The sequence below is a fragment of the Micromonospora sp. NPDC049051 genome (genome assembly GCF_043197575.1).
Lineage (GTDB): Bacteria > Actinomycetota > Actinomycetes > Mycobacteriales > Micromonosporaceae > Micromonospora.
The window spans coordinates 444,956-467,907 of record NZ_JBICTL010000004.1; the positions used below are offsets into that span (position 1 = coordinate 444,956).

Annotated in this window: 18 protein-coding genes and 1 pseudogene; 12 read left to right on the forward strand and 7 right to left on the reverse strand. The window is 73.9% G+C overall.

The window, feature by feature from the left end:
- Positions 1 to 16: 16 nt before the first annotated feature.
- Positions 17 to 1,663, forward strand: a complete 1,647-nt coding sequence (gene groL / locus ACGFIR_RS18865; RefSeq protein WP_392998546.1) for a chaperonin GroEL — start codon at positions 17 to 19, stop codon at positions 1,661 to 1,663.
- A 295-nt stretch (positions 1,664 to 1,958) separates the two neighbouring features.
- Here groL and ACGFIR_RS18870 read toward each other — a convergent pair whose 3' ends face one another.
- A complete protein-coding gene (locus ACGFIR_RS18870; protein ID WP_089003203.1) occupies positions 1,959 to 2,342 on the reverse strand; it encodes a WhiB family transcriptional regulator in 384 nt (127 codons plus the stop codon).
- Between the two features lie 252 nt (positions 2,343 to 2,594).
- Between ACGFIR_RS18870 and ACGFIR_RS18875 the strand changes: the two genes are divergently transcribed.
- Together ACGFIR_RS18875 and ACGFIR_RS18880 are read left to right on the forward strand one after the other, a co-directional pair.
- Positions 2,595 to 3,413 carry a LuxR C-terminal-related transcriptional regulator gene (locus tag ACGFIR_RS18875; RefSeq protein WP_392998548.1) on the forward strand — a complete coding sequence of 273 codons (819 nt, stop codon included), beginning with the start codon at positions 2,595 to 2,597 and terminating at the stop codon, positions 3,411 to 3,413.
- A gap of 208 nt (positions 3,414 to 3,621) precedes the next feature.
- Complete coding sequence (locus tag ACGFIR_RS18880) at positions 3,622 to 3,879, forward strand: hypothetical protein (RefSeq protein WP_393146234.1); 258 nt, start codon at positions 3,622 to 3,624, stop codon at positions 3,877 to 3,879.
- Between the two features lie 236 nt (positions 3,880 to 4,115).
- Here the strand turns inward: ACGFIR_RS18880 and ACGFIR_RS18885 are convergent, their stop codons facing one another.
- Positions 4,116 to 4,526: a DUF5319 domain-containing protein gene (locus ACGFIR_RS18885; RefSeq protein ID WP_334607541.1), complete on the reverse strand. Its 411-nt coding sequence runs from the start codon at positions 4,524 to 4,526 to the stop codon at positions 4,116 to 4,118.
- Positions 4,527 to 4,712: 186 nt separating this feature from the next.
- Between ACGFIR_RS18885 and guaB the strand changes: the two genes are divergently transcribed.
- From guaB to ACGFIR_RS18905, 4 genes are all read left to right on the forward strand, one after another.
- Positions 4,713 to 6,275 carry an IMP dehydrogenase gene (guaB, locus tag ACGFIR_RS18890; RefSeq protein WP_392998552.1) on the forward strand — a complete coding sequence of 521 codons (1,563 nt, stop codon included), beginning with the start codon at positions 4,713 to 4,715 and terminating at the stop codon, positions 6,273 to 6,275.
- Positions 6,276 to 6,305: 30 nt separating this feature from the next.
- Positions 6,306 to 7,424 (forward strand): GuaB3 family IMP dehydrogenase-related protein, encoded by a 1,119-nt coding sequence (locus tag ACGFIR_RS18895; RefSeq protein ID WP_392998554.1) that lies wholly within the window; start codon positions 6,306 to 6,308, stop codon positions 7,422 to 7,424.
- 49 nt (positions 7,425 to 7,473) lie between these two features.
- Positions 7,474 to 8,883, forward strand: coding sequence for a M1 family metallopeptidase (locus ACGFIR_RS18900; protein ID WP_393146237.1), 1,410 nt, complete (start codon positions 7,474 to 7,476; stop codon positions 8,881 to 8,883).
- Positions 8,884 to 9,037: 154 nt separating this feature from the next.
- Entirely contained in the window at positions 9,038 to 10,504 is a 1,467-nt protein-coding gene (locus ACGFIR_RS18905; RefSeq protein ID WP_393146239.1) for a M1 family metallopeptidase, read from the forward strand.
- 62 nt (positions 10,505 to 10,566) lie between these two features.
- On the opposite strand, the gene ACGFIR_RS18910 is transcribed toward ACGFIR_RS18905, so the two are convergent.
- Positions 10,567 to 11,691: an LCP family protein gene (locus ACGFIR_RS18910; RefSeq protein WP_393146241.1), complete on the reverse strand. Its 1,125-nt coding sequence runs from the start codon at positions 11,689 to 11,691 to the stop codon at positions 10,567 to 10,569.
- 135 nt (positions 11,692 to 11,826) lie between these two features.
- Here ACGFIR_RS18910 and ACGFIR_RS18915 point away from each other — a divergent pair, with 135 nt between their 5' ends.
- Complete coding sequence (locus ACGFIR_RS18915) at positions 11,827 to 13,524, forward strand: FAD-dependent oxidoreductase (RefSeq protein ID WP_392998562.1); 1,698 nt, start codon at positions 11,827 to 11,829, stop codon at positions 13,522 to 13,524.
- Between the two features lie 120 nt (positions 13,525 to 13,644).
- On the forward strand, positions 13,645 to 15,201 hold the full coding sequence (gene guaA / locus ACGFIR_RS18920) for a glutamine-hydrolyzing GMP synthase (protein WP_393146243.1): 1,557 nt from the start codon (positions 13,645 to 13,647) through the stop codon (positions 15,199 to 15,201).
- Between the two features lie 7 nt (positions 15,202 to 15,208).
- On the opposite strand, the gene ACGFIR_RS18925 is transcribed toward guaA, so the two are convergent.
- Positions 15,209 to 15,514 (reverse strand): PspC domain-containing protein, encoded by a 306-nt coding sequence (locus tag ACGFIR_RS18925; protein ID WP_393146245.1) that lies wholly within the window; start codon positions 15,512 to 15,514, stop codon positions 15,209 to 15,211.
- 144 nt (positions 15,515 to 15,658) lie between these two features.
- On the opposite strand from ACGFIR_RS18925, the gene ACGFIR_RS18930 reads away from it, so the two are divergent.
- The 3 genes from ACGFIR_RS18930 to ACGFIR_RS18940 all read left to right on the forward strand — a co-directional run bounded on the left by ACGFIR_RS18930 (position 15,659) and on the right by ACGFIR_RS18940 (position 18,914).
- Positions 15,659 to 16,606 carry an NUDIX domain-containing protein gene (locus ACGFIR_RS18930; RefSeq protein ID WP_392998568.1) on the forward strand — a complete coding sequence of 316 codons (948 nt, stop codon included), beginning with the start codon at positions 15,659 to 15,661 and terminating at the stop codon, positions 16,604 to 16,606.
- 116 nt (positions 16,607 to 16,722) lie between these two features.
- Positions 16,723 to 17,637 carry an NUDIX hydrolase gene (locus tag ACGFIR_RS18935; RefSeq protein ID WP_393146247.1) on the forward strand — a complete coding sequence of 305 codons (915 nt, stop codon included), beginning with the start codon at positions 16,723 to 16,725 and terminating at the stop codon, positions 17,635 to 17,637.
- A 362-nt stretch (positions 17,638 to 17,999) separates the two neighbouring features.
- Complete coding sequence (locus tag ACGFIR_RS18940) at positions 18,000 to 18,914, forward strand: CDP-alcohol phosphatidyltransferase family protein (RefSeq protein ID WP_392998572.1); 915 nt, start codon at positions 18,000 to 18,002, stop codon at positions 18,912 to 18,914.
- A gap of 57 nt (positions 18,915 to 18,971) precedes the next feature.
- Here ACGFIR_RS18940 and ACGFIR_RS18945 read toward each other — a convergent pair whose 3' ends face one another.
- The 3 genes and pseudogenes from ACGFIR_RS18945 to ACGFIR_RS18955 form a co-directional block, all read right to left on the reverse strand.
- The gene (locus ACGFIR_RS18945) at positions 18,972 to 20,225 is read right to left on the reverse strand and encodes a phosphatidylserine decarboxylase (RefSeq protein ID WP_392998574.1); all 1,254 of its coding nucleotides are present in this window, start codon (positions 20,223 to 20,225) and stop codon (positions 18,972 to 18,974) included.
- A 676-nt stretch (positions 20,226 to 20,901) separates the two neighbouring features.
- A pseudogene (locus ACGFIR_RS18950) lies at positions 20,902 to 21,162 on the reverse strand (hypothetical protein); the annotation flags it as partial.
- A complete protein-coding gene (locus ACGFIR_RS18955; protein ID WP_392998576.1) occupies positions 21,159 to 22,814 on the reverse strand; it encodes a PspC domain-containing protein in 1,656 nt (551 codons plus the stop codon). The gene ACGFIR_RS18955 and the pseudogene ACGFIR_RS18950, both read right to left, overlap by 4 nt.
- Positions 22,815 to 22,952: the final 138 nt, after the last annotated feature.

Consider the following 22,952-nt stretch of genomic DNA (forward strand, 5'->3'; position numbering starts at 1 on the left):
CTTCGAAGGGACATTCATGGCGAAGATCCTGAGCTTCTCGGACGACGCCCGGCACCTGCTCGAGCACGGTGTCAACGCCCTCGCGGACGCGGTCAAGGTCACCCTCGGCCCGCGCGGGCGCAACGTCGTCCTGGACAAGAAATTCGGTGTGCCCACGATCACCAACGACGGCGTGACCATCGCCAAGGAGATCGAGCTCACCAACCCCTACGAGAACCTCGGTGCGCAGCTGGTCAAGGAGGTGGCGACCAAGACCAACGACGTCGCCGGCGACGGGACCACGACCGCCACCGTGCTGGCCCAGGCGATGGTCCGCGAGGGCCTGCGCAACGTCACGGCCGGCGCCAACCCGGCCGGCCTCAAGCGGGGCATCGACGCGGCGGCCGCCAAGGTCTCCGAGGCGCTGCTCGGCCGCGCGGTCGACGTCGCCGACAAGGAGTCGATCGCGCACGTCGCGACGATCTCCGCGCAGGACGCGACGATCGGCGAGCTGATCGCCGAGGCGATGGAGCGGGTCGGCCGCGACGGCGTCATCACCGTCGAGGAGGGCTCCGCCCTGCACACCGAGCTGGACGTGACCGAGGGTCTCCAGTTCGACAAGGGCTTCATCTCGCCGAACTTCGTCACCGACATGGAGTCGCAGGAGTCGGTCCTGGAGGACCCGTACATCCTGATCACGACCCAGAAGATCTCGGCGATCGAGGAGCTGCTGCCGCTGCTGGAGAAGGTCCTCCAGAACAGCAAGCCGCTGCTGATCATCGCCGAGGACGTCGACGGCCAGGCGCTGTCGACGCTGGTGGTCAACTCGATCCGCAAGACCCTCAAGGTCTGCGCGGTGAAGGCCCCCGGCTTCGGCGACCGGCGCAAGGCGATGCTCCAGGACATGGCGATCCTCACCGGCGCCGAGCTGGTCGCCCCCGAGCTGGGCTACAAGCTCGACCAGGTGGGCCTGGAGGTGCTCGGCACCGCCCGGCGCGTGGTGGTCGACAAGGAGAACACCACGGTCGTCGACGGCGGCGGCAAGGCGAGCGAGGTCGCCGACCGGGTCGCGCAGATCCGCAAGGAGATCGAGGCCTCGGACTCCGACTGGGACCGGGAGAAGCTCGCCGAGCGGCTGGCCAAGCTGTCCGGCGGCATCGCGGTCATCAAGGTCGGCGCCGCGACCGAGGTCGAGATGAAGGAGCGCAAGCACCGCATCGAGGACGCGATCGCCGCCACCAAGGCCGCGGTCGAGGAGGGCACCGTCCCCGGCGGTGGCGCCGCCCTGGTGCAGATCCTGCCGGCGCTCGACGACGACCTCGGCTTCACCGGTGACGAGAAGGTCGGTGTCTCGATCGTGCGCAAGGCGCTGGTCGAGCCGCTGCGCTGGATCGCCCAGAACGCCGGCCACGACGGCTACGTCGTGGTGCAGAAGGTCGCCGGCAAGGACTGGGGCCACGGCCTCGACGCCGCCACCGGCGAGTACGTCGACCTGGCGAAGTCCGGCATCGTCGACCCGGTGAAGGTGACCCGCAACGCGGTCACCAACGCCGCGTCGATCGCCGGTCTGCTGCTCACCACGGAGAGCCTCGTGGTGGAGAAGCCGGAGAAGGCCGAGCCGGCCGCCGCCGGCGGTCACGGCCACAGCCACGGCCACGGCCACCAGCACGGCCCGGGCTTCTGACCCAGCCGTACGCCTAGTCGGGGCGCACCGTCCGTGTGACGGTGCGCCCCGACGCCTTTCCACCCGCGCGACGTGACCACCGCCGGCCGATGCGACTGCCCGCTGGTGTGACCACCGCCCACCGGTGCGACCAGCCCGTTGGCGTGACCGCCGCCCGTCTGCGCGACCATCCGCCCGCGACGTGACGGCCGGGCACGCGCGCGTCGGGAACGGTGGTCCGTTGACAGCCGGGAACGCCGTGACGCCGCGTCCCCGGGTGGGACGCGGCGTCGGGTGGTCTTCGCGGGCGGCCGGTTCAGGCGATCTTGCGCTGGGCGGGGACGGTCGACCGGTGCGGCTGGCCCAGGCGGGCCTCCAGCCGGGCGACGTCGACGCGGCTCTGGCGGCGGTCGGCCAGGTCCTCCCAGCCGACGGCGAGCAGCCGCAGCCGCTCCGACTCGCTGAAGCCGCCCCACACGCCGTACGGCTCGCGGACGGCGAGGGCGTGGGCGGCGCACTCGGCCCGGACGGGGCAGGCGCGGCAGACGGCCTTGGCGCCGGACTCCCGACGCAGGCGGGACGAGCCGCGCTCGCCGTCCGGGTGGAAGAACTGTGCGCTGTCCCGGCCCCGGCAGGCACCGAGCCGCTGCCAGTCCCAGAGGTCGACGATGGGTCCGGGCAGTCTGCGTACGTTCGACATCAGCACCCCTCCTCCCGCGCGGCACCGCGCAGATCCTGGTGAATCGGCGTCCGGGCGACGGTCCGCGCAGGCGCGCCGTTTCCGGCCTGGGGGCTTGGTACCCGGGCGGCCGCCGGCTCACACGCCTGTGATCGAAAACTTCCGGCAAGCGGTGGCATATGCCCCACTTGTCGGAAAAGTTCGGAGGATTGCCGGAACCCCCTCGCGACCCGACCCCGTCATGGTCTGCTCTTGGGCGGAGAGGAGACCACTGTGCGTACGGTTCTCGTGTGCGTTCGGACACCGCTCGCGGCGCAGCATCTCGCGTCGGCGGCGGCACGACTCGGCTTGTCCGCCGCGGTGCGGACGGCCGTCTCCGATCCCGAGGTGATGCTGCGGCTGGCCGAGCGCCCGGCCGACGTGGTGCTGGCCGACACGGCCCTCACCCGGCCGGACAGCGCGGGCTTCGTGCGGCGGGTGCTCGCCCGCGCGCCGCAGGCCTCCGTGCTGCTGCTCGGCACCGAGGAGTCGGAGGCGGCGGCGGCCACCATCAGCGCGGGTGCCCGAGGGCTCATCCAGGGCGTCGACCACGACCTGACCAGCGCGGTGGCGAAGGCCCTGCTGCTGCTCTCCGCGCCCGGCCGGGCCGCCCGCCGCCCGGCCACCGATCCGGCCCGGGACACCGCCGCCGTCGGCGGTCCCGCCCGTACCGGTCCGGCCGGCCGGGTGCCCGCCGAGCCCGGCCCCACCTGGTCGGGAACGTCCCCGGACGGCGCGGCCCCGACGGTCGTACCGTCGCAGCGCGGCGACGACCCGGCCGAGCCGACCGACGAGCCGGCCGACGCCGTGCCCGCCGGGCGGCGGAACGGGTCCGGCCCGCGCGGCGGCCGGTCCCAGGTCGGCCTGACCGAACGCGAGCTCCAGGTGCTGCTGGGCATGGCGGAGGGCAAGAGCAACGCCGAGATCGGCCGGGAGCTGTTCGTCTCGGAGGACACCGTGAAGACCCACGCCCGCCGGCTGTTCCGCAAGTTGGGCGCCCGGGACCGCGCGCACGCGGTGGCGGCCGGTTTCCGCGCCGGCCTGGTGGCCTAGTCGCGCCCTTGACGGTGCGGCGAGCCGCCCGCGGACAGGATCCTCGGGTCTCAGCGGTGACGGCGCGTACCTGCCTAGGCGACGAGCAATTCAAGGCCATCATTTACACGCCGAGCCGAGGCGCCTCTTCGCAAACGGCGCCCGGGGTATGGTGGGCCGTCGAGAAATGCCGCGGAGGCGCCCCACCTCTTGCAGAAGCAGAGTGCGAATGGCTGGCCGCAGCTTTTTGGATGATAGCGGACGTGGAAAGGTCTCGCGCACGAAGAAACTCGTGGGAGCATCGATCGCTGTCGCGGGGCTGCTGACTGCCGGAATCGCTGTCGCCGGAGCCTATCCGGGCGCCGGGGGAGGGGTCAGCGTGCACAAGGTGGATGATTCTCCGCATGACATCCGCGAGGTCTGGACGCCGGAACGCATCGAGGACGCCGAGCTGTCTGCCCCAGTGCCGGTGATCACGAAGGACTAGCTCGACGATGTTCCCCTCGCAGAACATCTGTATTCGCCCTCCGTGTAGTCGGAGTCGGGCCTGTTGTAGCCGATCACCGGGTAGTCGTACGAGCGGGCATTGGTGAACGCGGTTCCTTCGCCGAACGTGTAACCCCAGCCTCCTACCCGGCCCTGAAGATCCAGCCCGTCCTCCGGAACGACGAGATCGAGGACGAGGCGTTCGGTGATGTTGACGGGTGCTGGCCCGCCGCCCGCTCAGCGTCCGGGCTCGGGCTCCTCGTCGGTGCCCTCGGTCAGCGTGTCGTGCACCCCGTCGGCGTAGCCACGGGCGTAGTCCCACGTGACGTAGTGGTCCGGGTCGGGGTCGTAGGCCGGCTCGTGCACCCGGGGGCGCCCCGAGCTGAGCAGGTGCCGCAGGTTGCCCCGCAGCAGGTCCCAGTCGAAGTAGTGCGGCTCCCGGCAGTCCTCGCACTCTATGACGAGCCCGCGTACCCCGATCGGCGCCAGCAGCGCCTGGTAGATCTCCAGGTCGGCCAGGTCCTCCAGCACGTCCTGCCGCTCGACGTCGGTCAGCGGGTCGAGCGGGGCGTCGTCGCCCGGGTCATGCAGGCCGGCGGCCGGATCGGCCGGGTCGCCGTTGAAGGGGTCGATGGGCTCGTCGTGCACCCCCTCACCGTAGACCCAACGCCACGGCCGCGTCCGCCCCCGGCCACCGGTGACCTGCGCCGCCACCGGCCGGGGACGGCCCGGGTCGGTGGGTACGATGAGACGACGCGCCCGTCACCCGGCGTGTGCCGGTGCCCGCCCGCGCCACCTCGCTGAAGCCCATCCGAGCAGCTCAGGGGAGCAATCGTGGAATTTTCGCCCAACACCGATCTTCCGGCCGGCGCCGACAGCGGGGAGTTGGGCGGCCATCTGCCGGAGCTGCCCGCGGGCTCCGCCCGGGTGGTCCCGCTCGGGTTGACCTTCGACGACGTGCTGCTCCAGCCGGGCGAGTCGGACGTGGTGCCCAGCCGGGTCAACACCGTGACGAAGCTGACCCGCAACATCAGCCTCTCGATCCCGCTGCTGTCCAGCGCGATGGACACGGTGACCGAGGCCCGGATGGCGATCGCCATGGCCCGTCAGGGCGGCATCGGCGTGCTGCACCGCAACCTCTCCCTGGAGGACCAGGCGCTCCAGGTCGACCTGGTCAAGCGCTCCGAGTCCGGCATGATCACCAACCCGGTGACCGCCAGCCCCGACGACACCCTGCGCGACGTCGACGCCCTCTGCGGGCGCTACCGCATCTCCGGCGTGCCCGTGGTCGACGGCGAGGGCCAGCTGGTCGGCATCGTCACCAACCGCGACATGCGGTTCGTCTCCGACCCGGCAACGCCGGTCCACCAGATCATGACCCGCATCCCGCTGATCACCGCCCCGGTCGGGGTGAGCAAGGACGACGCCCTCGACCTGCTGCGCCGGCACAAGGTCGAGAAGCTGCCGATCGTCGACGACTCGGGCCGGCTGCGCGGACTGATCACGGTCAAGGACTTCACCAAGAGCGAGCAGTACCCGAACGCCACCAAGGACGACGCCGGCCGGCTGCGGGTCGCCGCCGCGGTGGGGGTCGGCGACGACGCGTACAAGCGGGCTCGCGCGCTGGTCGACGCGGGCGTCGACGTGCTGATCGTGGACACGGCGCACGGGCACCAGCGGGCGGTGCTGGACATGGTCCGCCAGCTCAAGAAGGACGTGACGATCGACATCGTCGGCGGCAACGTCGCCACCTACGCGGGCGCGAAGGCGCTGGTCGACGCGGGGGCCGACGGCGTGAAGGTCGGCGTCGGGCCGGGCGCGATCTGCACCACGCGCATCGTCGCGGGGGTGGGCGTACCGCAGATCACCGCGATCATGGAGGCCGCCCGCGCCGCGCGGCCCGCAGGCGTTCCGGTGATCGGCGACGGCGGCATCCAGTACTCGGGCGACATCGCCAAGGCGCTCGTGGCGGGCGCGGACACGGTGATGCTGGGCAGCCTGCTGGCCGGTTGCGAGGAGAGCCCCGGCGAGCTGATCTTCATCAACGGCAAGCAGTACAAGGCCTACCGGGGCATGGGCTCCCTCGGCGCGATGCAGTCCCGTGGCCAGGGCAAGTCGTACTCCAAGGACCGCTACTTCCAGCAGGACGTGCTGGCCGAGGACAAGCTGGTCCCCGAGGGCGTGGAGGGCCAGGTGCCCTACCGGGGCCCGCTTTCCGCGGTCGCCCACCAGCTGACCGGTGGGTTGCGCGCGGCGATGGGGTACGTCGGCGCGGAGAGCATCCCCGAGCTGCACCGCCGGGGCCAGCTCATCCGGATCACGGCGGCGGGGCTCAAGGAGAGCCACCCGCACGACATCCAGATGACGGTCGAGGCGCCCAACTACCACTCCCGCTGACCATCCCCCCTGCGACAACTGGAGTCCCCCATGCGTGACGTGGTCGAGATCGGGCTGGGCAAGACCGCGCAGCGCGGCTACCACCTGGACGACATCGCCATCGTGCCGAGCCGCCGGACGCGGGACGTCGACGACGTCTCCACCGCCTGGCAGCTCGACGCCTACCAGTTCGGCATCCCCTGCGTCGGGCACCCCTCGGACGCGACGATGAGCCCGGCGTCGGCCGTCCGGCTCGGCGAGCTGGGCGGTCTCGGCGTACTCAACGTCGAGGGTCTGTGGACCCGCTACGAGAACCCGACCAAGGTCCTGGAGGAACTGTCCGGGCTCGACGAGGACGCCCGTACCACCAAGCGGCTCCAGGAGGTCTACGCGGAGCCGATCCGCCCCGACCTGATCGCCGAGCGGGTGCGCGAGCTGCGCGCCGGCGGCGGCACGGTGGCGGTGCGGGTCTCCCCGCAGCACACCCTGGCGCTGGCCCCGGTGATCCTCGACGCCGGCGTGGACATCCTGGTCATCCAGGGCACCATCGTCTCGGCCGAGCACGTCTCGACCACCGACGAGCCGCTCAACCTCAAGGAGTTCATCGCCGACCTCGACCTCCCGGTCGTCGTCGGTGGCTGCACGGACTACAAGACCGCGCTGCACCTGATGCGTACGGGCGCCGCCGGCGTGATCGTCGGCATCGGCGGCGACGAGTGGTCCACCACCGAGTCGGTGCTGGGCATCCGGGTGCCGATGGCGACCGCGATCGCCGACGCGGCGGCGGCCCGCCGGGACTACCTCGACGAGACCGGTGGCCGGTACGTGCACCTGATCGCCGACGGCGACATCGAGACCTCGGGCGACATCGCCAAGGCCCTCGGTTGCGGTGCGGACGCGGTGATGCTCGGCGAGCCCCTGTCGCTCTGTGCCGAGGCGCCGGCCGGTGGCGCCTGGTGGCACTCCGCCGCCAGCCACCCGTCGCTGCCCCGGGGCGCGTTCGAGACGGCCGGCGATCCGCTCGGCTCGATGGAGCAGCTGCTCTTCGGCCCGGCCGACGAGCCGGACGGCCAGCTCAACCTCTTCGGCGGGCTGCGCCGCGCGATGGCCAAGTGCGGCTACCGCGACCTCAAGGAGTTCCAGAAGGTCGGCCTGGTCCTCGACCGCTGACCTGCGCAAGCAGCACCATCCGCACCGGCCGCGCCGATAGGCTCGGCCGGTGCGTCGTACCCGCCGTCGGTTCCGCCCCGCGCTCGCCGTCGCCGTCGTCGCGGCCCTGGCGTTCGCGGCCTGCACCGACGGCGACGAGCGGGACGGCTTCCGCCCGGGGGCGGCCGACCTCGGCGACCCGTACGTCCCGGGGGCCGGCAACGGCGGCTACGACGTCGCGGGCTACCGCCTCGCCGTGCGCTACGACCCGGCGTCCGACCGGCTCTCCGGGCGGGCCACGGTCACGGCCACCGCGACCGCCGCGCTGTCCCGGTTCAACCTGGACCTCGCCGGCCTGGACGTGTCGCGGGTGACCGTCGACGACCGGCCGGCCGGGGCGGCGCGCGACGGCGACGAGCTGGTGGTCACCCCGCGCGACGGGCTCTCCCGGGGCGCCCGGTTCGTCGTCGAGGTGGACTACTCCGGCGTGCCGGCGGCGAAGGCCGACGGGCAGCTCGGCAGCGGCGGCTTCCTGCACACCGACGACGGCGCGATCGTCGTCGGCCAGCCCTGGTCGGCGGCCACCTGGTTCCCGGTCAACGACCACCCGTCCGACAAGGCCACGTACGACATCGAGGTGACCGTGCCCGACGGGCTGGCCGCGCTGAGCAACGGGGTGCCGGGGGAGCGGACGAGCGCCGCCGGCTGGACCACCTGGCGCTGGGCCGAGCGGACCCCGATGGCGAGCTACCTGAGCACCCTGGTGATCGGCGACTACCGGGTACGCAGCGGCACGCACGCCGGCAGGCCGATGGTCACGGCGGTGCCGGCGAGCCTGCCGGCGGACGGGCCGGAGGCCGCCTCGCTGGCCCGTACCGGCGAGATCGCCGACTTCCTGGCCAGCCGCTTCGGGCCGTACCCGGTCGACTCCTACGGCGGGATCGTGGTCACCGACGCCCGGATCGGCTACGCGCTGGAGACTCAGTCGCGACCGGTCTACGGGCCGGGCTTCTTTCGTGGCGGCCGGCCCAACCCGGGCGTGGTCGCGCACGAGCTGGCCCACCAGTGGTTCGGCAACAGCGTGACGCTGAGCCGGTGGAGCGACATCTGGCTCAACGAGGGCTTCGCCAGCTACGCGGAGTGGCTGTGGGAGGAGCACGACGGCGGTCGCAGCGCGCAGCGCAACTTCGAGCTGGAGTACGCCGCGACCGACTGGTCCCGGCCGTCCGTCGACCCCGGACGGTCCCGGTTGTTCGGTGCGGCCGTCTACAAGCGCGGGGCGCTCGCCGTGCACGCGCTGCGCCGTACGGTCGGCGACGACACGTTCTTCCGCATCCTGCGGACCTGGACGGCCGAGCGGCGCGACGGCAACGCCACCACCGACGACCTGGTCGCGCTGGCCGAGCGGGTGGCCGGGAAACCGCTGCGCCCGCTCTTCGACGCCTGGCTCGTCGGCGGCAGCGCCCCCGCACTGCCCTGACAGGGCTCCCGCCGGCGCTCGGTAGGCTGCGGCCGGACCCGGCGCGGCACCGCCGGCCCGACCGGCCGTCGCCGGGTGCCGAGCGAGCGGCACCGGCCGGCGCGGGTCCACCACGGTCGCCGGTGGGGCGGCGACGCAGGGAGGGGACGAGGCGATGACGCTGTCACGGCGGACGCTGTGCGCGGGCACCGGCCTGCTGCTGGCCGGGACGCTCGGGCTGGCCGGCTGCGGGTCGTCAGACGAGCCGGAACCAGCCCCGACGCCGGCCGCCGCCCCACCCGCCGCGACGCGCCAGTTCAAACCCGGTGCGGCCGGCGTCGGCGACGAGTACTTCCCGACCTACGGCAACGGCGGGTACGACGTCAGCCGCTACACGGTCAAGGTGCGGTACGACCCGGCCGAGGACCAGCTCAGCGGGACCACCACCGTGCAGGCGGCGGCGACCGGCGACCTGTCCGCGTTCAACCTGGACCTGGCGGGGCTGACCGTGCGGTCGGTGACGGTGGACGGGGCCCCGGCGAAGCACGGCCGCAAGGGCGACGAACTGGTGGTGACGCCGGCCCGTGGTCTGATCGCGGGCAACGGCTTCGTCGTCGAGGTCGCGTACGAGGGCAAGCCGGAGCCGCTGCGCAACGAGGTCATCGGCAGCGGCGGCTTCCTGCACACCGACGAGGGGGCGATCGCGCTCGGCCAACCCGAGTCGGCGAGCACGTGGTTCCCCGTCAACGACCACCCCTCGGACAAGGCCACCTACGACTTCGAGATCACCGTGCCGAAGGGGCTGACGGCGGTCAGCAACGGTGTGCCGGCGGGAAAGAGCACGACCGGCGACTGGACCACCTGGAAGTGGGCCGAGCGCAGCCCGATGGCGAGCTACCTGAGCACCCTGGTCATCGGCAGGTTCCGGATCACGGAGGGCGAGCACAAGGGCCGCCCGGTGTTCCACGCGGTCACCACCGACCTGCCGGAGGGCGCGGCGGACCGGTCGATCGCCGGCACCGTGCGGGTGGCCGACTACCTGGAGAGCGTCTTCGGGCCGTACCCGTTCGGGGCGTACGGCGGCGTGGTGATCTCCGACGCCCGGATCCGGTACGCCCTGGAGACGCAGAGCCGCCCGGTCTACTCCGCGGGCTTCTTCTCCGGCGGCGAGAACACGGGCGTGGTCGCGCACGAGCTGGCGCACCAGTGGTTCGGCAACAGTGTGTCGCTGGCGAAGTGGCAGGACATCTGGCTCAACGAGGGCCTGGCCACGTACGCCGAGTGGCTGTGGGCCGAACACGACGGCGGGCGCAGCGCCCAGCAGGAGTTCGACGCCCGGTACGCGGGCTCCCCGGGCCAGGTGTGGCGGACGCCGCCGGGCGAGCCGGGGGTGGCGAACCTGTTCAGCGAGTCGGTCTACCAGCGCGGCGGGATGACGGTGCACGCGCTGCGGGTGAGCGTCGGCGACAAGGCGTTCTTCGAGATCCTCAGGACGTGGGCGGCGCAGAAGCGCGACGCGAACGCGACCACGGCCGAGTTCGTCGCGCTGGCCGAGCGGGTCTCGGGTCAGCAGCTCGACGACCTCTTCGAGGCGTGGCTGTACGGCACGCAGCGACCGGACCGTCCCGAGCGGCGGCGGTGACGGCGTCCGACCCGCGCGAGCGGCGGGGGCGGCCCCGTCAGCCCGAGCGCCGGTGACGGCGGTCAGCGCGTGACGCGCAGCTTCGGGTTGGCGGCGAGGTAGGCGTCCGCCCGCCCGGCGCGCAGCTCGGTGATGAACTTCCGCCCGGTCTGCGTGAGTTCCTCGCCCCGGTAGGCGCCGCCCCGGCCGACGGCCGCGCCGGGCAGGTCGACCAGCACCAACCGGTCCGGGGTGAGCCCGCCGAGGGCGTACGCGACGTCCACGACGCGCGGCCCGCCCGCGTAGACCAGGCTGTCGCCGAGCGCGTCGACCACCTGCTGGACGCGCTCCGGCTGCCGGGCCAGGTCCTGGTCGACGATCTTCGTCGCCAGCGCCTTGAGCAGTTGCTGCTGGTGGCGCTGCCGGGCGTAGCCACCGCCGGTGGTGTAGCGCTGCCGCGCGTAGTCCAGCGCCTGCCAGCCGGTGAGGTGCCGCTCGCCCTTCTCGTAGACCATCTGCGGCCCCACGTAGCCGCCGCCGCCCGGTGCGGCCTCGCGGTGCCGCCCGTCGGGGCGGCGGTGCAGCGAGACCACCCGCTGGTCGATGTAGAGGTCCACCCCGCCGAGGCTGTCCACGAGCCGGTCGAAGCCGTTGAAGGTGATCACCGCGCCGGCGTCGAAGCGCAGCCCGGTGTAGCCGCTGACCGTGCTGCGCAGCAGTTCGTACCCCTGGGCGGTGCTCGGCTGTCTGGGCTTGCCGGGCACCCGGCTGCCGTAGCTCATCGCGTGGGTGAGCTTGGTCCTCCCACCCCGGTAGCCGGCCTTCGGGAAGGCCGGGATGTCGACCAGCAGGTCGCGGGGGAGGGAGAAGAGGTACGCCCGGTCGAGGCCCTTCGGCACGTGCAGCACCAGTACGGCGTCGCCGTGCGGCTCCCAGCCCGGCACGCTGACCCGGGTGTCCACCCCGACGAGCAGGAGGTTGAGCGGGCCGGTGATGTCGGCGCCCGGCGGTGCGGTCGGGCTCGGGCTCGGGGTGGGGCTCGCCTGCGGCGTCCCGGTGGCGCCCGCCGGCCCGATGCCGCGCTGCGGGGCGTCGTCGCGGACGAGCCGGGTGACCACCAGGGCACCCGCGGCCACCAGGACCACCGCCGCCAGGGCGGCCAGCCCCAGCAGCCATCGGGGGCGTGCTGCCCCTGCCCGCTCCGTCATGCGACACCCCCGTTGATGACAACGCCCCGCCGGGTGCCCCGAGTTGTGGCGTGAGTCTCCGGATCATGGACCGGGTGCATGATCCCGCGAAATCGGGCGCTGGCGCGATGGCTACTCAGCGGTAATGATGCGGTAATGCGGTATGACGTGCTCGTCATCGGGTCCGGCTTCGGGGGCAGCGTCACCGCGCTGCGGCTGGCCGAGAAGGGCTATTCGGTCGGGGTGCTGGAGGCCGGGCGGCGGTTCGCCGACGACGAGTTCCCGCAGACCTCCTGGCGGCTGCGGCGTTTCCTGTGGGCACCGCGCCTCGGCTGCTACGGCCTCCAGCGGATCACCCTGCTGCGCCCGGCCGACCGGAAGGCCGGCGGCGGCGTGCTGGTGCTCGCCGGCGCCGGGGTCGGCGGCGGCTCGCTGGTCTACGCCAACACCCTTTACGAGCCGCTGGACGCCTTCTACGCCGACCCGCAGTGGCGCGACGTCACCGACTGGCGCGACGAGTTGGCCCGCCACTACGACCAGGCGAAGCGGATGCTCGGCGCCACCACGTACCCGCACGTCACGCGCGCGGACCGGGCGATGCGGGCGGTGGCCGACCGGATGGGGGTGGGGCACACCTACCACGCCACCCCGGTCGGCGTGTTCATCGGCCGCCCCGGCGAGCGGGTCAGCGACCCCTACTTCGGCGGCGTCGGGCCGGAGCGTACCGGCTGCACGCACTGCGGGGGGTGCATGACCGGCTGCCGGCTGGGCGCGAAGAACACGCTGGTCAAGAACTACCTGTGGCTGGCCGAGCGGCTCGGCGCGCGGGTGCACCCGCTGACCACGGTCACCGCCGTCCGCCCGGTCGACGGGGGCGGGTACGCGGTGCACACCGTGCGTACCGGGGCGTGGCTGCGTACGCGGCGGCAGGTGTTCCACGCCGACCAGGTGGTCTTCGCCGCCGGCGCGCTCGGCACCCAGCGGCTGCTGCACACCATGAAGGCGCAGGGGGCGCTGCCCGCGCTCTCGCCCCGCCTCGGCGAGCTGACACGGACCAACTCGGAGGCGATCCTCGGCGCCTCGGTGCCCCGTCGGCGGGCCCGTGAGCAGGGGCTCGACTTCACCGAGGGCGTGGCGATCACGAGTTCGTTCCACCCCGACCCGCAGACCCACATCGAGCCGGTCCGCTACGGCCGGGGCTCGAACGCGATGGGGCTGCTCCAGTCGCTGCTGGTCGACGGCGGGCCGCGCCGGGTCCGCCGCTGGGTGGGGGTCCTGCTGCGTCAGCCCGGCACGGCGGCCCGGCTGGCCTCGGTGCGGGGCTGGTCGGAGCGTACGGTGATCGCCCTGGTCATGCAGTCGGCGGACAACTCGCTGACCACGCGGCTGCGGCGCGGCCTGCTCGGCCGGCGCCTGGTCTCCGGGCCGGGGCACGGCACGCCCAACCCGACCTGGATCCCGGCCGGCAACCAGGCCGCCCGCCTGCTGGCCGAGGAGATCGGCGGTACGCCCGGCGGGGCGCTGACCGAGCCGTTCGACATCCCGCTGACCGCGCACATCCTCGGCGGGGCGGTGATCGGCGCCACCCCGGCCGACGGCGTCATCGACCCGTGGCACCGGGTGTTCGGCCATCCGGGGCTGCACGTGGTCGACGGGGCGGCGATCTCGGCGAACCTCGGGGTGAACCCGTCGCTCACCATCACGGCGCAGGCCGAGCGGGCGATGTCCTTCTGGCCGAACAAGGGCGAGGAGGACCCGAGGCCGCCCGTGGGCTCGCCGTACCGCCGCCTCTCCCCGGTCCCGCCGCGCCATCCCGCCGTCCCACCGGACGCCCCGGGCGCCCTGCGTCCCTGATCTCGGTGTCGCCTGTTTCGCGCCGGTCGTCGGGGCGGCCGGCCCGAGATCACCAGCGGTGGTGTGACGTGCGGCGGGGCGCGGTGGAGCGGGCGGGCCGGGTCGGTAGGCTTTCTGCACATGAGCACGCCTCGCCCCGTCCTCGTGGTGGACTTCGGAGCCCAGTACGCCCAGCTCATCGCGCGTCGGGTGCGTGAGGCCAACGTCTATTCCGAGATCGTGCCGCACTCGATGCCGGTCGCCGAGATGCTGGCGAAGGATCCGGCGGCGATCATCCTCTCCGGGGGCCCGTCGAGCGTCTACGCGCCGGACGCCCCGCAGATCGACGCCGGCATGTTCTCCGCCGGGGTGCCCGTCTTCGGCATCTGCTACGGCTTCCAGGCGATGGCCCAGGCCCTCGGCGGCACGGTGGCCCGCACCGGCAACCGCGAGTACGGCGGCACCCCGCTGCGCCCCCGCCTCCTCGACCCCGGCGTGCTGCTGCGCGACCTGCCGGCCGACCTGCCGGTGTGGATGAGCCACGGCGACTGCGTGACCGAGGCCCCGGAGGGCTTCACGGTGACCGCCGAGTCGGCGGGCGCGCCGGTCGCCGCGTTCGAGGACCTGGCCGGCCGCCGGGCCGGCGTGCAGTTCCACCCGGAGGTCGGGCACACCGCGCACGGCCAGGAGATGCTGCGCCGCTTCCTCTACGACATCGCCGGCATCGCGCCGACCTGGACGCCCGCGAACATCATCGACGAGCAGGTCGCCCGGATCCGCGAGCAGGTCGGCGACAAGGAGGTCATCTGCGGCCTGAGCGGCGGGGTCGACTCGGCCGTCGCCGCCGCGCTGGTGCACAAGGCGGTCGGTGACCAGCTCACCTGCGTCTTCGTCGACCACGGCCTGCTGCGCGCCGGCGAGGCCGAGCAGGTGGAGAAGGACTACGTCGCCGCCACCGGCATCAAGCTCAAGGTGGTCGACGCGCAGGAGCGGTTCCTGGGCGCGCTGGCCGGGGTGACCGACCCGGAGCAGAAGCGGAAGATCATCGGCCGGGAGTTCATCCGGGTCTTCGAGGCGGCGGCCCGGGAGGTCGCCGCCCACGGCGACGTCGAGTTCCTCGTCCAGGGCACCCTCTACCCGGACGTGGTCGAGTCCGGCGGTGGCACCGGCACCGCCAACATCAAGAGCCACCACAACGTCGGCGGCCTGCCGGAGGACCTGAAGTTCGCGCTGGTCGAGCCGCTGCGCACGCTGTTCAAGGACGAGGTCCGCACGCTCGGCCTCCAGCTGGGCCTGCCCGAGGCGATGGTCTGGCGGCACCCGTTCCCGGGCCCCGGCCTGGCCATCCGGATCATCGGCGCGGTCGACCGGGAGCGGCTCGACCTGCTCCGCCAGGCCGACCTGATCGCCCGGGAGGAGCTCACGGCCGCCGGCCTGGACCGGGGTGTCTGGCAGTTCCCGGTGGTGCTCCTGGCCGATGTGCGCAGCGTCGGGGTGCAGGGCGACGGCCGCAGCTACGGGCACCCCGTGGTGCTGCGGCCGGTCTCCAGCGAGGACGCGATGACCGCCGACTGGTCCCGCCTGCCCTACGAGGTCGTCGCCCGGATCTCCACCCGCATCACCAACGAGGTCGCCGAGGTCAACCGCGTCGTGCTGGACGTGACGAGCAAGCCGCCGGGCACCATCGAGTGGGAGTGACCGCGCCTCACGCCGCCGGCGGGTAGGCCGGCGGTGCCGGCTGCGCGTCGGCGGCCGGTGGCACGGTGGGCGCGGGATGCGGCCAGGCGGGCGCGCCGGCCGGCTCCTCGGGCATCAGGAACCACATGATCGGGTACGCGAGCAGCGCGAGCCCGCCGGTGAGCAGGCCGGCGACCGCGAAGGCCACCCGGACCAGGGTGGGGTCGACGGCGAAGTACCGGCCGAGGCCGCTGGCCACTCCGGCGATCATCCGGTCCGTTATGGGGCGACGGAGCTGCTTGTACGGGGGCTGGGAAGGGGCGGTGTAGGTCATGCCTCCACGGTCCGCGCCCGCCGTCGGACCAGCCTCGGTGACCGCCCGGATCCATACCCTGACTCGCCCCTGAGACGCGAGCTTTCAGTCAGGAATCTGACTCTTTTCGATGCAGGTGATCCGGGCCGGGGAGAATTTGGCCCCGTGACCACCATGCTGGAGCCGCTCCGCAGGATCGCGGCATACGCAGTTTGTGCTGATTCAGTCGGCCGGGTGTTGCTGGTCCGCGCATCGGAGCGCTCCGGCACCCCTGGCACGTGGTCCCTGCCCGGCGGGGCGGTCGACCACGGTGAGGACCCGCACCACACCGTCGTCCGGGAGACCGCCGCCGAGACCGGCCTCTCCGTCACCGTCGCCGGGCTGCACGACGTGCTCGCCGACATGCGGGCGCTGCCGGAGCGGGGCATCACCATCCACACCGACCGCCTGATCTTCCAGGTCTCGGTGCGGGGCGGGACGCTCGCCGACCGGGTCGACCGGCCCACCGACCTGGCCCGCTGGGTCACCCCGGAGGAGGCGCGCGAGCTGCCGCTGCGCTCGTTCACCGCACGCGCCCTGGGCCTGCCCACGTCGTCGGCCGACATCGTGCCGGACGAGGCACCGGAGTTCCCCTCGTTCTACGCCGTTCCCGGTCCCGACGGGCTGCACCGCGCCCAGCGCTTCGCCGCGTACGCGGTGGTGACCGATCCGGACGACCGGGTGCTGCTCACCCGCGTCTCCGACGGCTACCCGGGCGCGGGCTGCTGGCACCTGCCCGGCGGTGGCACCGACTACGGCGAGCAGCCCGGCGCCGCCCTGATCCGGGAACTGGTCGAGGAGACCGGGCAGAACGGCCGCCTCGTCGAGCTGCTCGGCGTGGCCAGCCACCGCGACGCCGCCTCCCTCGGCCCGGAGGGCTACCCGATCGACTGGCACGGCGTACGCGCCTTCTACCGGGTCGTGGTCGACAAGCCGGCCCCGCCCACCGTGGCCGACGTCGGCGGTTCGACCTGCGAGGCCCGCTGGTTCGCCCGCGACGAACTGGGCGCCCTCCCCACCGACCGCCTGACCGAGGTGACGGCGGAAGCCGTCCAGGCGGCCCGCCTGGCCTGACTCACCCTCCCGCCCTCGCCCCGGTCCCGTGCGTCGACCGGGCGGCGCGTCGGCCGCCCGGCGACTAACGTCATGATCGACGGAGCGGGTCGGGGCGGGCGGGGGAGCACGGGCGGGTGGAGCAACAGCGACGGGTCGGCGCGTACGGGGTGTGCCGTGGCTCGGACGGGCGGGTGTTGTTGGTGCGGGGTTCCGCCCTGTGCCCGTGCCCGGGCGTCTGGCAGCTGCCCGGCGGCGGGATCGAGCACGCCGAGCACCCGGCGCACGCGGTGGTCCGCGAGTTCGCCGAGGAGACCGGCCTCACAGTCGAGGTGACCGCGCTGCGGGCGGTGCTCGCCGACGTGACGACCTTCCGCGACGTCGGCGTCGCCGTGCACACCGACCGCCTGGTCTTCGACGTCGTCGCGCGGGGCGGGCGACCGCGACCCGAGCCGGCCGGCGGCACCGACGAACTGGGCTGGTTCACGACCGCCGAGGCGGGGCAGATGCCGCTGATGCCGTTCACGGCCGAGCTGCTCGGTCTGCCCGCGTCGCCCCTGCCGTCCGATCTGCCCCGTGCGGTGGCGACGGAGCCCGAGCCCTCGGCCGACCGGCGGCAGCGCTTCGGCGCGTACGGCCTGGTCACCGACCCCGCGGGTCGGGTGCTGCTCACCATGATCGCCGACGGCTACCCGGGCGCGGGCCGGTGGCACCTGCCCGGCGGCGGGACCGACCACGGGGAGCAGCCGGTCTCCGCCCTGCTGCGCGAACTGGTCGAGGAATCCGGCCAACTCGGTCGGGTGGTCGAGCTGATCGGCGTCGACAACCTGCACAACCCGGCCGCGCTGGGCCCGGAGGGGCGCCCGCTCGACTGGCACGGCGTCCGGGTGGTCTACCGGGTGGCGGTCGACGTGCCCACCGAGGCGCGGGTGACCGAGCTCGCCGGCGGCTCCACGGCCCGCGCGGCCTGGTTCACGCCCGAGCAGCTCGCCGGGTTGCCGCTCACCGAGCTGACCGCCCTGACGCTCACCCCGACGGAGGATCGTCCGTAACCGGACATCGACGCCGCCGGCACCCGCTCACCGAGCCGAGGGAGACGGGGTCCGGTACATTCGAGGTGGGGTTGGTGGAGGAAACGGGCGATGAAGCCCGGGATGGGAATAAGAGAGCGGTTTGCACGGTTAGACCAGTTGCAAGTACCGCCGGCAGCTATCGCCAACCCACGCTCCCCTATGCGATGGTGTACTCCGCAAAACGGCTGCCGGGCCAGAAAGGTCCGGCACGAGACAGCCGGACACCCGCCCTCGCGGCGGCAGACCGATCCGGTGATGGAGGAAACGTGCCGAGAGCCCCTTGGCGCCGGCGTCGTACCACTGACAGTCCGCGTCCCGCAGGGCGTCGCTGGGCGGGCCCATTGCGCCGCAGCGGCACACTCGCCCGACAGGTGCTGCTGGTCCGCGTCGGGCGCCGCGACGGTGACCTGCACGGCGGCGACCACTCGATGCCCGAGCACCGCTACGTCGACCGGCCGCGTCGCCCCTACGGGCTGACCCGGGTCGAGCGCGCCGAGGTCGCCCCGGTCGTCCCGGTCAGCCCCGCCCTCGGCCCCACGACACCGGTCGACGAGCCGGCGATGTCGATCCCGCTGCTCCCCGGCGAGCGGACCCTCGCCCGCCGGATGAAGTTCGCGGTGGTCAACGCCTGCACGCTCAGCAGCCTGATGCTCGGCATGGCGGCCATCTTCCTGGCCATGCAGGGCGACGTACGCGTCGCCGCGTTCTGCCTGATCGCCTGCGTCATCTTCGACGGCCTCGACGGCGCGCTCGCCCGCAGGTTCGGCGTGGCCAGCCCGTTCGGCGCGCAGATGGACTCGCTCGCCGACATGTGCTCGTTCGGCCTCGCCGCCCCGGTGGTGGTCTACGCCTCGCTGGCCGGCTCGGTCTCCACGCCGGCCGCCGCGGTGGCCTGCGCCCTCGTCGCGGCGTGCGCGGCGATCCGGCTCGCCCGGTTCAACGTCTCGCCGAAGGACGGCAGGTTCTTCTGCGGCGTACCCACCACCATGGCGGCCGCCGTGCTCGCCCTGACCGTCGCCATCGGGCTGCCCGTACCGGGCATCGTGCAGGTGGCAGGAGTGGCGATGCTCGCCTTCGCCATGGTCTCCAGCTTCCCGTACGCCAAGCTCGCCCGGCTGGTGAAGCTGCCGCCGTGGCTGTGGCTGGCCCCGGTGATCGGCGCGCTGATCGACATCCGGCTCACCTTCGCCCTGATCGTGGTCGGTTACCTGGTCAGCGGCCCGGTCCTCTGGCTGCGTCAGCGCCGCACCGCCTGACCCACGTACGCGAGAAGGGGCGCCGCGATCCGCGGCGCCCCTTCTCCGTGTCGTCCGTCAGTGCCAGCGGGCGATGACCGTCGAGCCCCCGACGACCTTGTCCCCGGGGCCGACCAGCGGCTCCGCCGCGTCGACCGGCAGGTAGACGTCGGTGCGCGAGCCGAACCGGATCAGGCCGAAGCGCTCACCCCGGGCCAGCAGGGCGCCGATCGGCGCCCGCTGCACGATCCGCCGCGCGATCAGGCCGGTGCGCTGCGCCACCACCACCGTGCCGTGCGCGGTCTCCAGCACCGTGTACGCGGCCACGTTATGCTCGGCCGCCGGCTTCATCGCGTTGGCGAAGCCACCGTCGGCGACGAAGTAGTCGACCACCTTGCCGGCCACCGGCGCGCGGTTGACGTGCACGTCCAGCACTGACAGGAAGACCGCGATGCGCAGCCACTCGCCCTCGCCGAAGCGCTCGTCGTGCAGCCGCTGCACGGACAGCACCCGGCCGTCGGCCGAGGCGACCACCGCCGACGGGTCCTCCGGCACGTCGCGCTCCGGGTCCCGGAAGAAGGCGGCCACGGGGGCGGCGGCCAGGGCCGGCAGCAGCCAGAGCTTCGACTTCGGCCGGGTCGCCCGGGCCACCGCCGCCAGGCCCAGCGCGATGCCGGCCGCGGCCACCCCGTTGGAGTCGATGTGCATGCCGCGGGTCAGCGGGACGCTGGACGGGCGGTACGCCGGGGCCAGCCGGGCCGCCGACGCGGCGTCGGCCGGGGTGTAGCGGAGCCGGTACACCCGCAGCGGCGGCGTGTTGCGCAGCACCAGGTCGACGCCGACGCCGTACAGCGCGCCCTGCCGGTCCAGTTCGGCGGCCGCGCCCGCGGTGCGCCCCGGCGTGGCGGTCGTGGCCACGCTCAGCACGGCGCCGTCGGTCAGGTACTTCGTCAGGCCCTCGACGGCGGCGCGGGTCTCCTCGGCCGTGCCGGTGAGCGGCTCCCCGGCGACGACCACGGCGGCGGGCTCGGCCTCGGCAAGGGTGTCGACCACGCGGACCCGGTCGGCCACCCAGCGGCCCTGCGCGGTGACGTGCTCCCGCAGGGCCGCCGGGGTGGTCGAGCCGGCGGGCACCAGGGTGAGGGTGTCGCCGGGTAGCAGCGCGTCGACCGCCGCGGCCAGCACCGCGGACTCCGGCGTCGCGCCGACCAGCAGCGCGCCCTTCGGGTCGTTGATCCGGGCCAGTTCGGAGACGAGGGTACGGGCGGCTCGCTCGCCGATGCGGACCGGAGCGGACCGGCCGAAGGTGCGCACGGCGGGGGACTGCGTCATGTCGGACGGACTCCTGACGGGGTAGAGACGGGAATCGCGGCGGGACCGCCACGGCGGCGCGGGTCCGGCCGGCGCGGCGGCCAGGTCGGCGCGGGTCGGCCGGCGGAGGCGAGTTCTCCACGGCCAGCATAGGCCGCCGCCGACACCGGCCGCACCGCTGTGGTCAGCCGCGCGTGCGCTCGTCGCCGGCCGTCGGTCCGTCGGTCCGCCCGGGCGGGACGTCGTCCACGTCGGCCGTGCGGTCCTCGACGGCCTCGGGCCGGGTGTCCGTGACGGCCTCCGTCGGCCACTCGTCGGCCTCGTCCCCTGCGCGCGGCCCGGTAACCGGCCCGCCCGGCATCGGCCCGCCGGGCGCGGACCCGCCACTCGTCGGTCCGCCGCTCGCCGGCCCGCCGCTCGTCGGGCCTCCCGAGGTCGGTCCGCTCGGCGTGGGGCCTCCCGAGGTCGGTCCGCCCGAGGTGGGTCCGCCCGGCGTCGGGGTGCCGGTCGGCGGCGCGGACACGTCCCAGTCGGAGCGACCACCCCAGTCGGAGCGCTCGCCCCAGCCGGACAACGGGCCGCCCCACGCCGCCGGCTCGTCGGCCGCCGTCGGCCGGTCGAGATCCCAGCGCGTCGGGTCGACCTCGGTGGCCTGTCGGTCCGGCCCCGCCCAACCGGCCGGCTCCGGCGACGGCGGGGCCGAGGCGGGCCCGGTCGGGGCCGGGGGCGCGTCGGGGCCGGCGTCGGTCCCGGCGGGCGGGGTCGCGTCGGCGGACCGCCCGGAGCGCAACGCGCCCACCAGGCCCAGCAGTCCGATCAGGAACAGCGCGCCGGCCAGGAACCAGCCGACGGGCGGGAGGGCGAGCCCGAGCAACTGCGCGAGCAGCCACCAGGCGGCGAGTCCGAGGAAGATCAGCCCGAAGGCGAACGACACGAGGTCGGTGCGGTGGGCCTTCACCGGGTCACCTCCAGGTTGCCCGCGTTCACGTGGATGTAGAGCCGCAGCGTGCCGCCGCCGGGGCCGTCCGGGCCCAGGTCTGTCGCCTCCCGCAACTTGCCGGCGAGCCCGCCGGAGCGCTTGCCGAAGACGACCGCGTCGCCGGCGTTGACGTCGGCCACCGTGGTGACGTCGACGTTCGGCGGCACCACCACCGTGCACTCGCCGAAGTTGACGGCGACGGTGATCTCGGTGTTCTTCTTGTCGAAGTCGACCGCGCGCAGGTCCAGCACCGTGTCCCCGAAGCTGTTCTCGTACCGCAGGGCGAGGTCGCGGTGGTCGGCGGGCGCCCAGGTGACGTTGCCGTCGACGCCCCGGATCCGGTCGTACGACTCGGCGACCGTGGCCGTCGCGAGCGCGGCGGCGGCCACCAAGCCGAGCGCGATCAGCCAGCGGGCCCGTCCGAACCAGGTGCCGACCAGCAGGCCGAGCCCGATGGTGACCAGCGTGGCCGCGAAGTACGCCGACGCACCGACGTCGTAGAAGTCCAGCAGGTCGACGACGGCGACCACGCCCAGGGCGAGGAAGATCAGCGAGAACGTCACCGCGCCGAGGGGGGAGCGCTCGCGCGGTCGCTTCGGCGGCTTCACCCGCGGCTTCGGCAGCACGGGCGGCACCACGGTCGGCCCGGCGTACGGGCCGTGCGGGGCGAACGGGGGCCGGTAGCTCGGGGGCCGGGGCGGGAGCACCGGGTGGGTCGGCTCCGAAGCCGCCGAGGTCGCGGCGGGCCAGCCGGAGGTGGGCGGGGCCGGCGGCCAGCCGGCGGTCGGCGTACCCGTCGAGGGGCGGGCGGGGGCCGGAGCGGCCGGTGGCCACGCGGGCAGCTCGGCGGTGGGCTCGGTCGGCCGGCCGGGGACCGGGGCGCTCCAGGCGGCCTGGGCGGCGGGACCCGGCGGGGGCGGGACGGGGCCCGCCCCGGGCGGCACGGCCACGGCCGGCTGGGCAGCGTCCGAGACCGGGGCGGGGTAGCCGACCGGTGGCACCGGCCCGGGCGGTGCGGTGGGCGGAGCGGGCGGTACGCCCACGGCTCCGCCCTGGATGTCGCGGTGGTCGCGGTTCAGCAGCAGCGCGCCGCCGATCAGGATGGTGACACCGAGCAGCACCGCCCGGAACGCGTCCGTGACGATGTAGCCGAAACTGATCGCGACCAGGATGCTCAGCACGATCACGGTGACCGGGGACATGCTGGAGCGCCCCCGGCCCAGCATGGACTCGACGGGAGAGGCGCCGTCCCCCTCGCCGGGGATGATCAGCCAGGCGGTGACGTAGACCAGGATGCCGATGCCGCCGAAGAATCCGAGCACCGCCAGCAGCACCCGCCAGAGGACGGGGTCGGTGTTGGTGGCCCGGCCGATGGCCGCGCAGACGCCGGCCAGGTAGCGGCCGTCGCGGGGGCGCACCAGCCCGTACCGCGAGGTGAAGCCGGCGCCGCCGAACGACGGCTGCGGTCCGGGCCCGGCCCCGGGCGGTGGTGTTCCCCCCGCGTGCCCGGCGGCGGTCGGCGGGGCCCCGGGGGGCGGCGCCGCGGAGCCGGCGGGCGGTGTCGCGGCGGGGGGTGGCCCGCCCGGCTGTGCCGCCCCGGGGCTGGCGGACTGGGCAGCTTCCTCGGTCATGCCTCGATCCTGCTGCCCCGACCCGCCGGGTGGCCTCAGGACCCGACCCTGACCCCACCCTGAGAATCCGGCGGCCCGAATGTCGGGGGCGTCCCCGTGGTCGGGTGGTGGCGCGCCGTGTGACGATCGATCCGGCGC

What these genes read in the sequence shown, in the direction of transcription:
- groL (WP_392998546.1), top strand. Translation starts at nt 17, where the DNA reads ATGGCGAAGATCCTGAGCTTCTCGGACGACGCCCGGCACCTGCTCGAG.
- ACGFIR_RS18870 (WP_089003203.1), bottom strand. Translation starts at nt 2,342, where the DNA reads ATGTCGAACGTACGCAGACTGCCCGGACCCATCGTCGACCTCTGGGAC.
- ACGFIR_RS18880 (WP_393146234.1), top strand. Translation starts at nt 3,622, where the DNA reads ATGGCTGGCCGCAGCTTTTTGGATGATAGCGGACGTGGAAAGGTCTCG.
- ACGFIR_RS18895 (WP_392998554.1), top strand. Translation starts at nt 6,306, where the DNA reads ATGCGTGACGTGGTCGAGATCGGGCTGGGCAAGACCGCGCAGCGCGGC.
- ACGFIR_RS18905 (WP_393146239.1), top strand. Translation starts at nt 9,038, where the DNA reads ATGACGCTGTCACGGCGGACGCTGTGCGCGGGCACCGGCCTGCTGCTG.
- ACGFIR_RS18910 (WP_393146241.1), bottom strand. Translation starts at nt 11,691, where the DNA reads ATGACGGAGCGGGCAGGGGCAGCACGCCCCCGATGGCTGCTGGGGCTG.
- ACGFIR_RS18915 (WP_392998562.1), top strand. Translation starts at nt 11,827, where the DNA reads ATGCGGTATGACGTGCTCGTCATCGGGTCCGGCTTCGGGGGCAGCGTC.
- guaA (WP_393146243.1), top strand. Translation starts at nt 13,645, where the DNA reads ATGAGCACGCCTCGCCCCGTCCTCGTGGTGGACTTCGGAGCCCAGTAC.
- ACGFIR_RS18925 (WP_393146245.1), bottom strand. Translation starts at nt 15,514, where the DNA reads ATGACCTACACCGCCCCTTCCCAGCCCCCGTACAAGCAGCTCCGTCGC.
- ACGFIR_RS18945 (WP_392998574.1), bottom strand. Translation starts at nt 20,225, where the DNA reads ATGACGCAGTCCCCCGCCGTGCGCACCTTCGGCCGGTCCGCTCCGGTC.
- ACGFIR_RS18955 (WP_392998576.1), bottom strand. Translation starts at nt 22,814, where the DNA reads ATGACCGAGGAAGCTGCCCAGTCCGCCAGCCCCGGGGCGGCACAGCCG.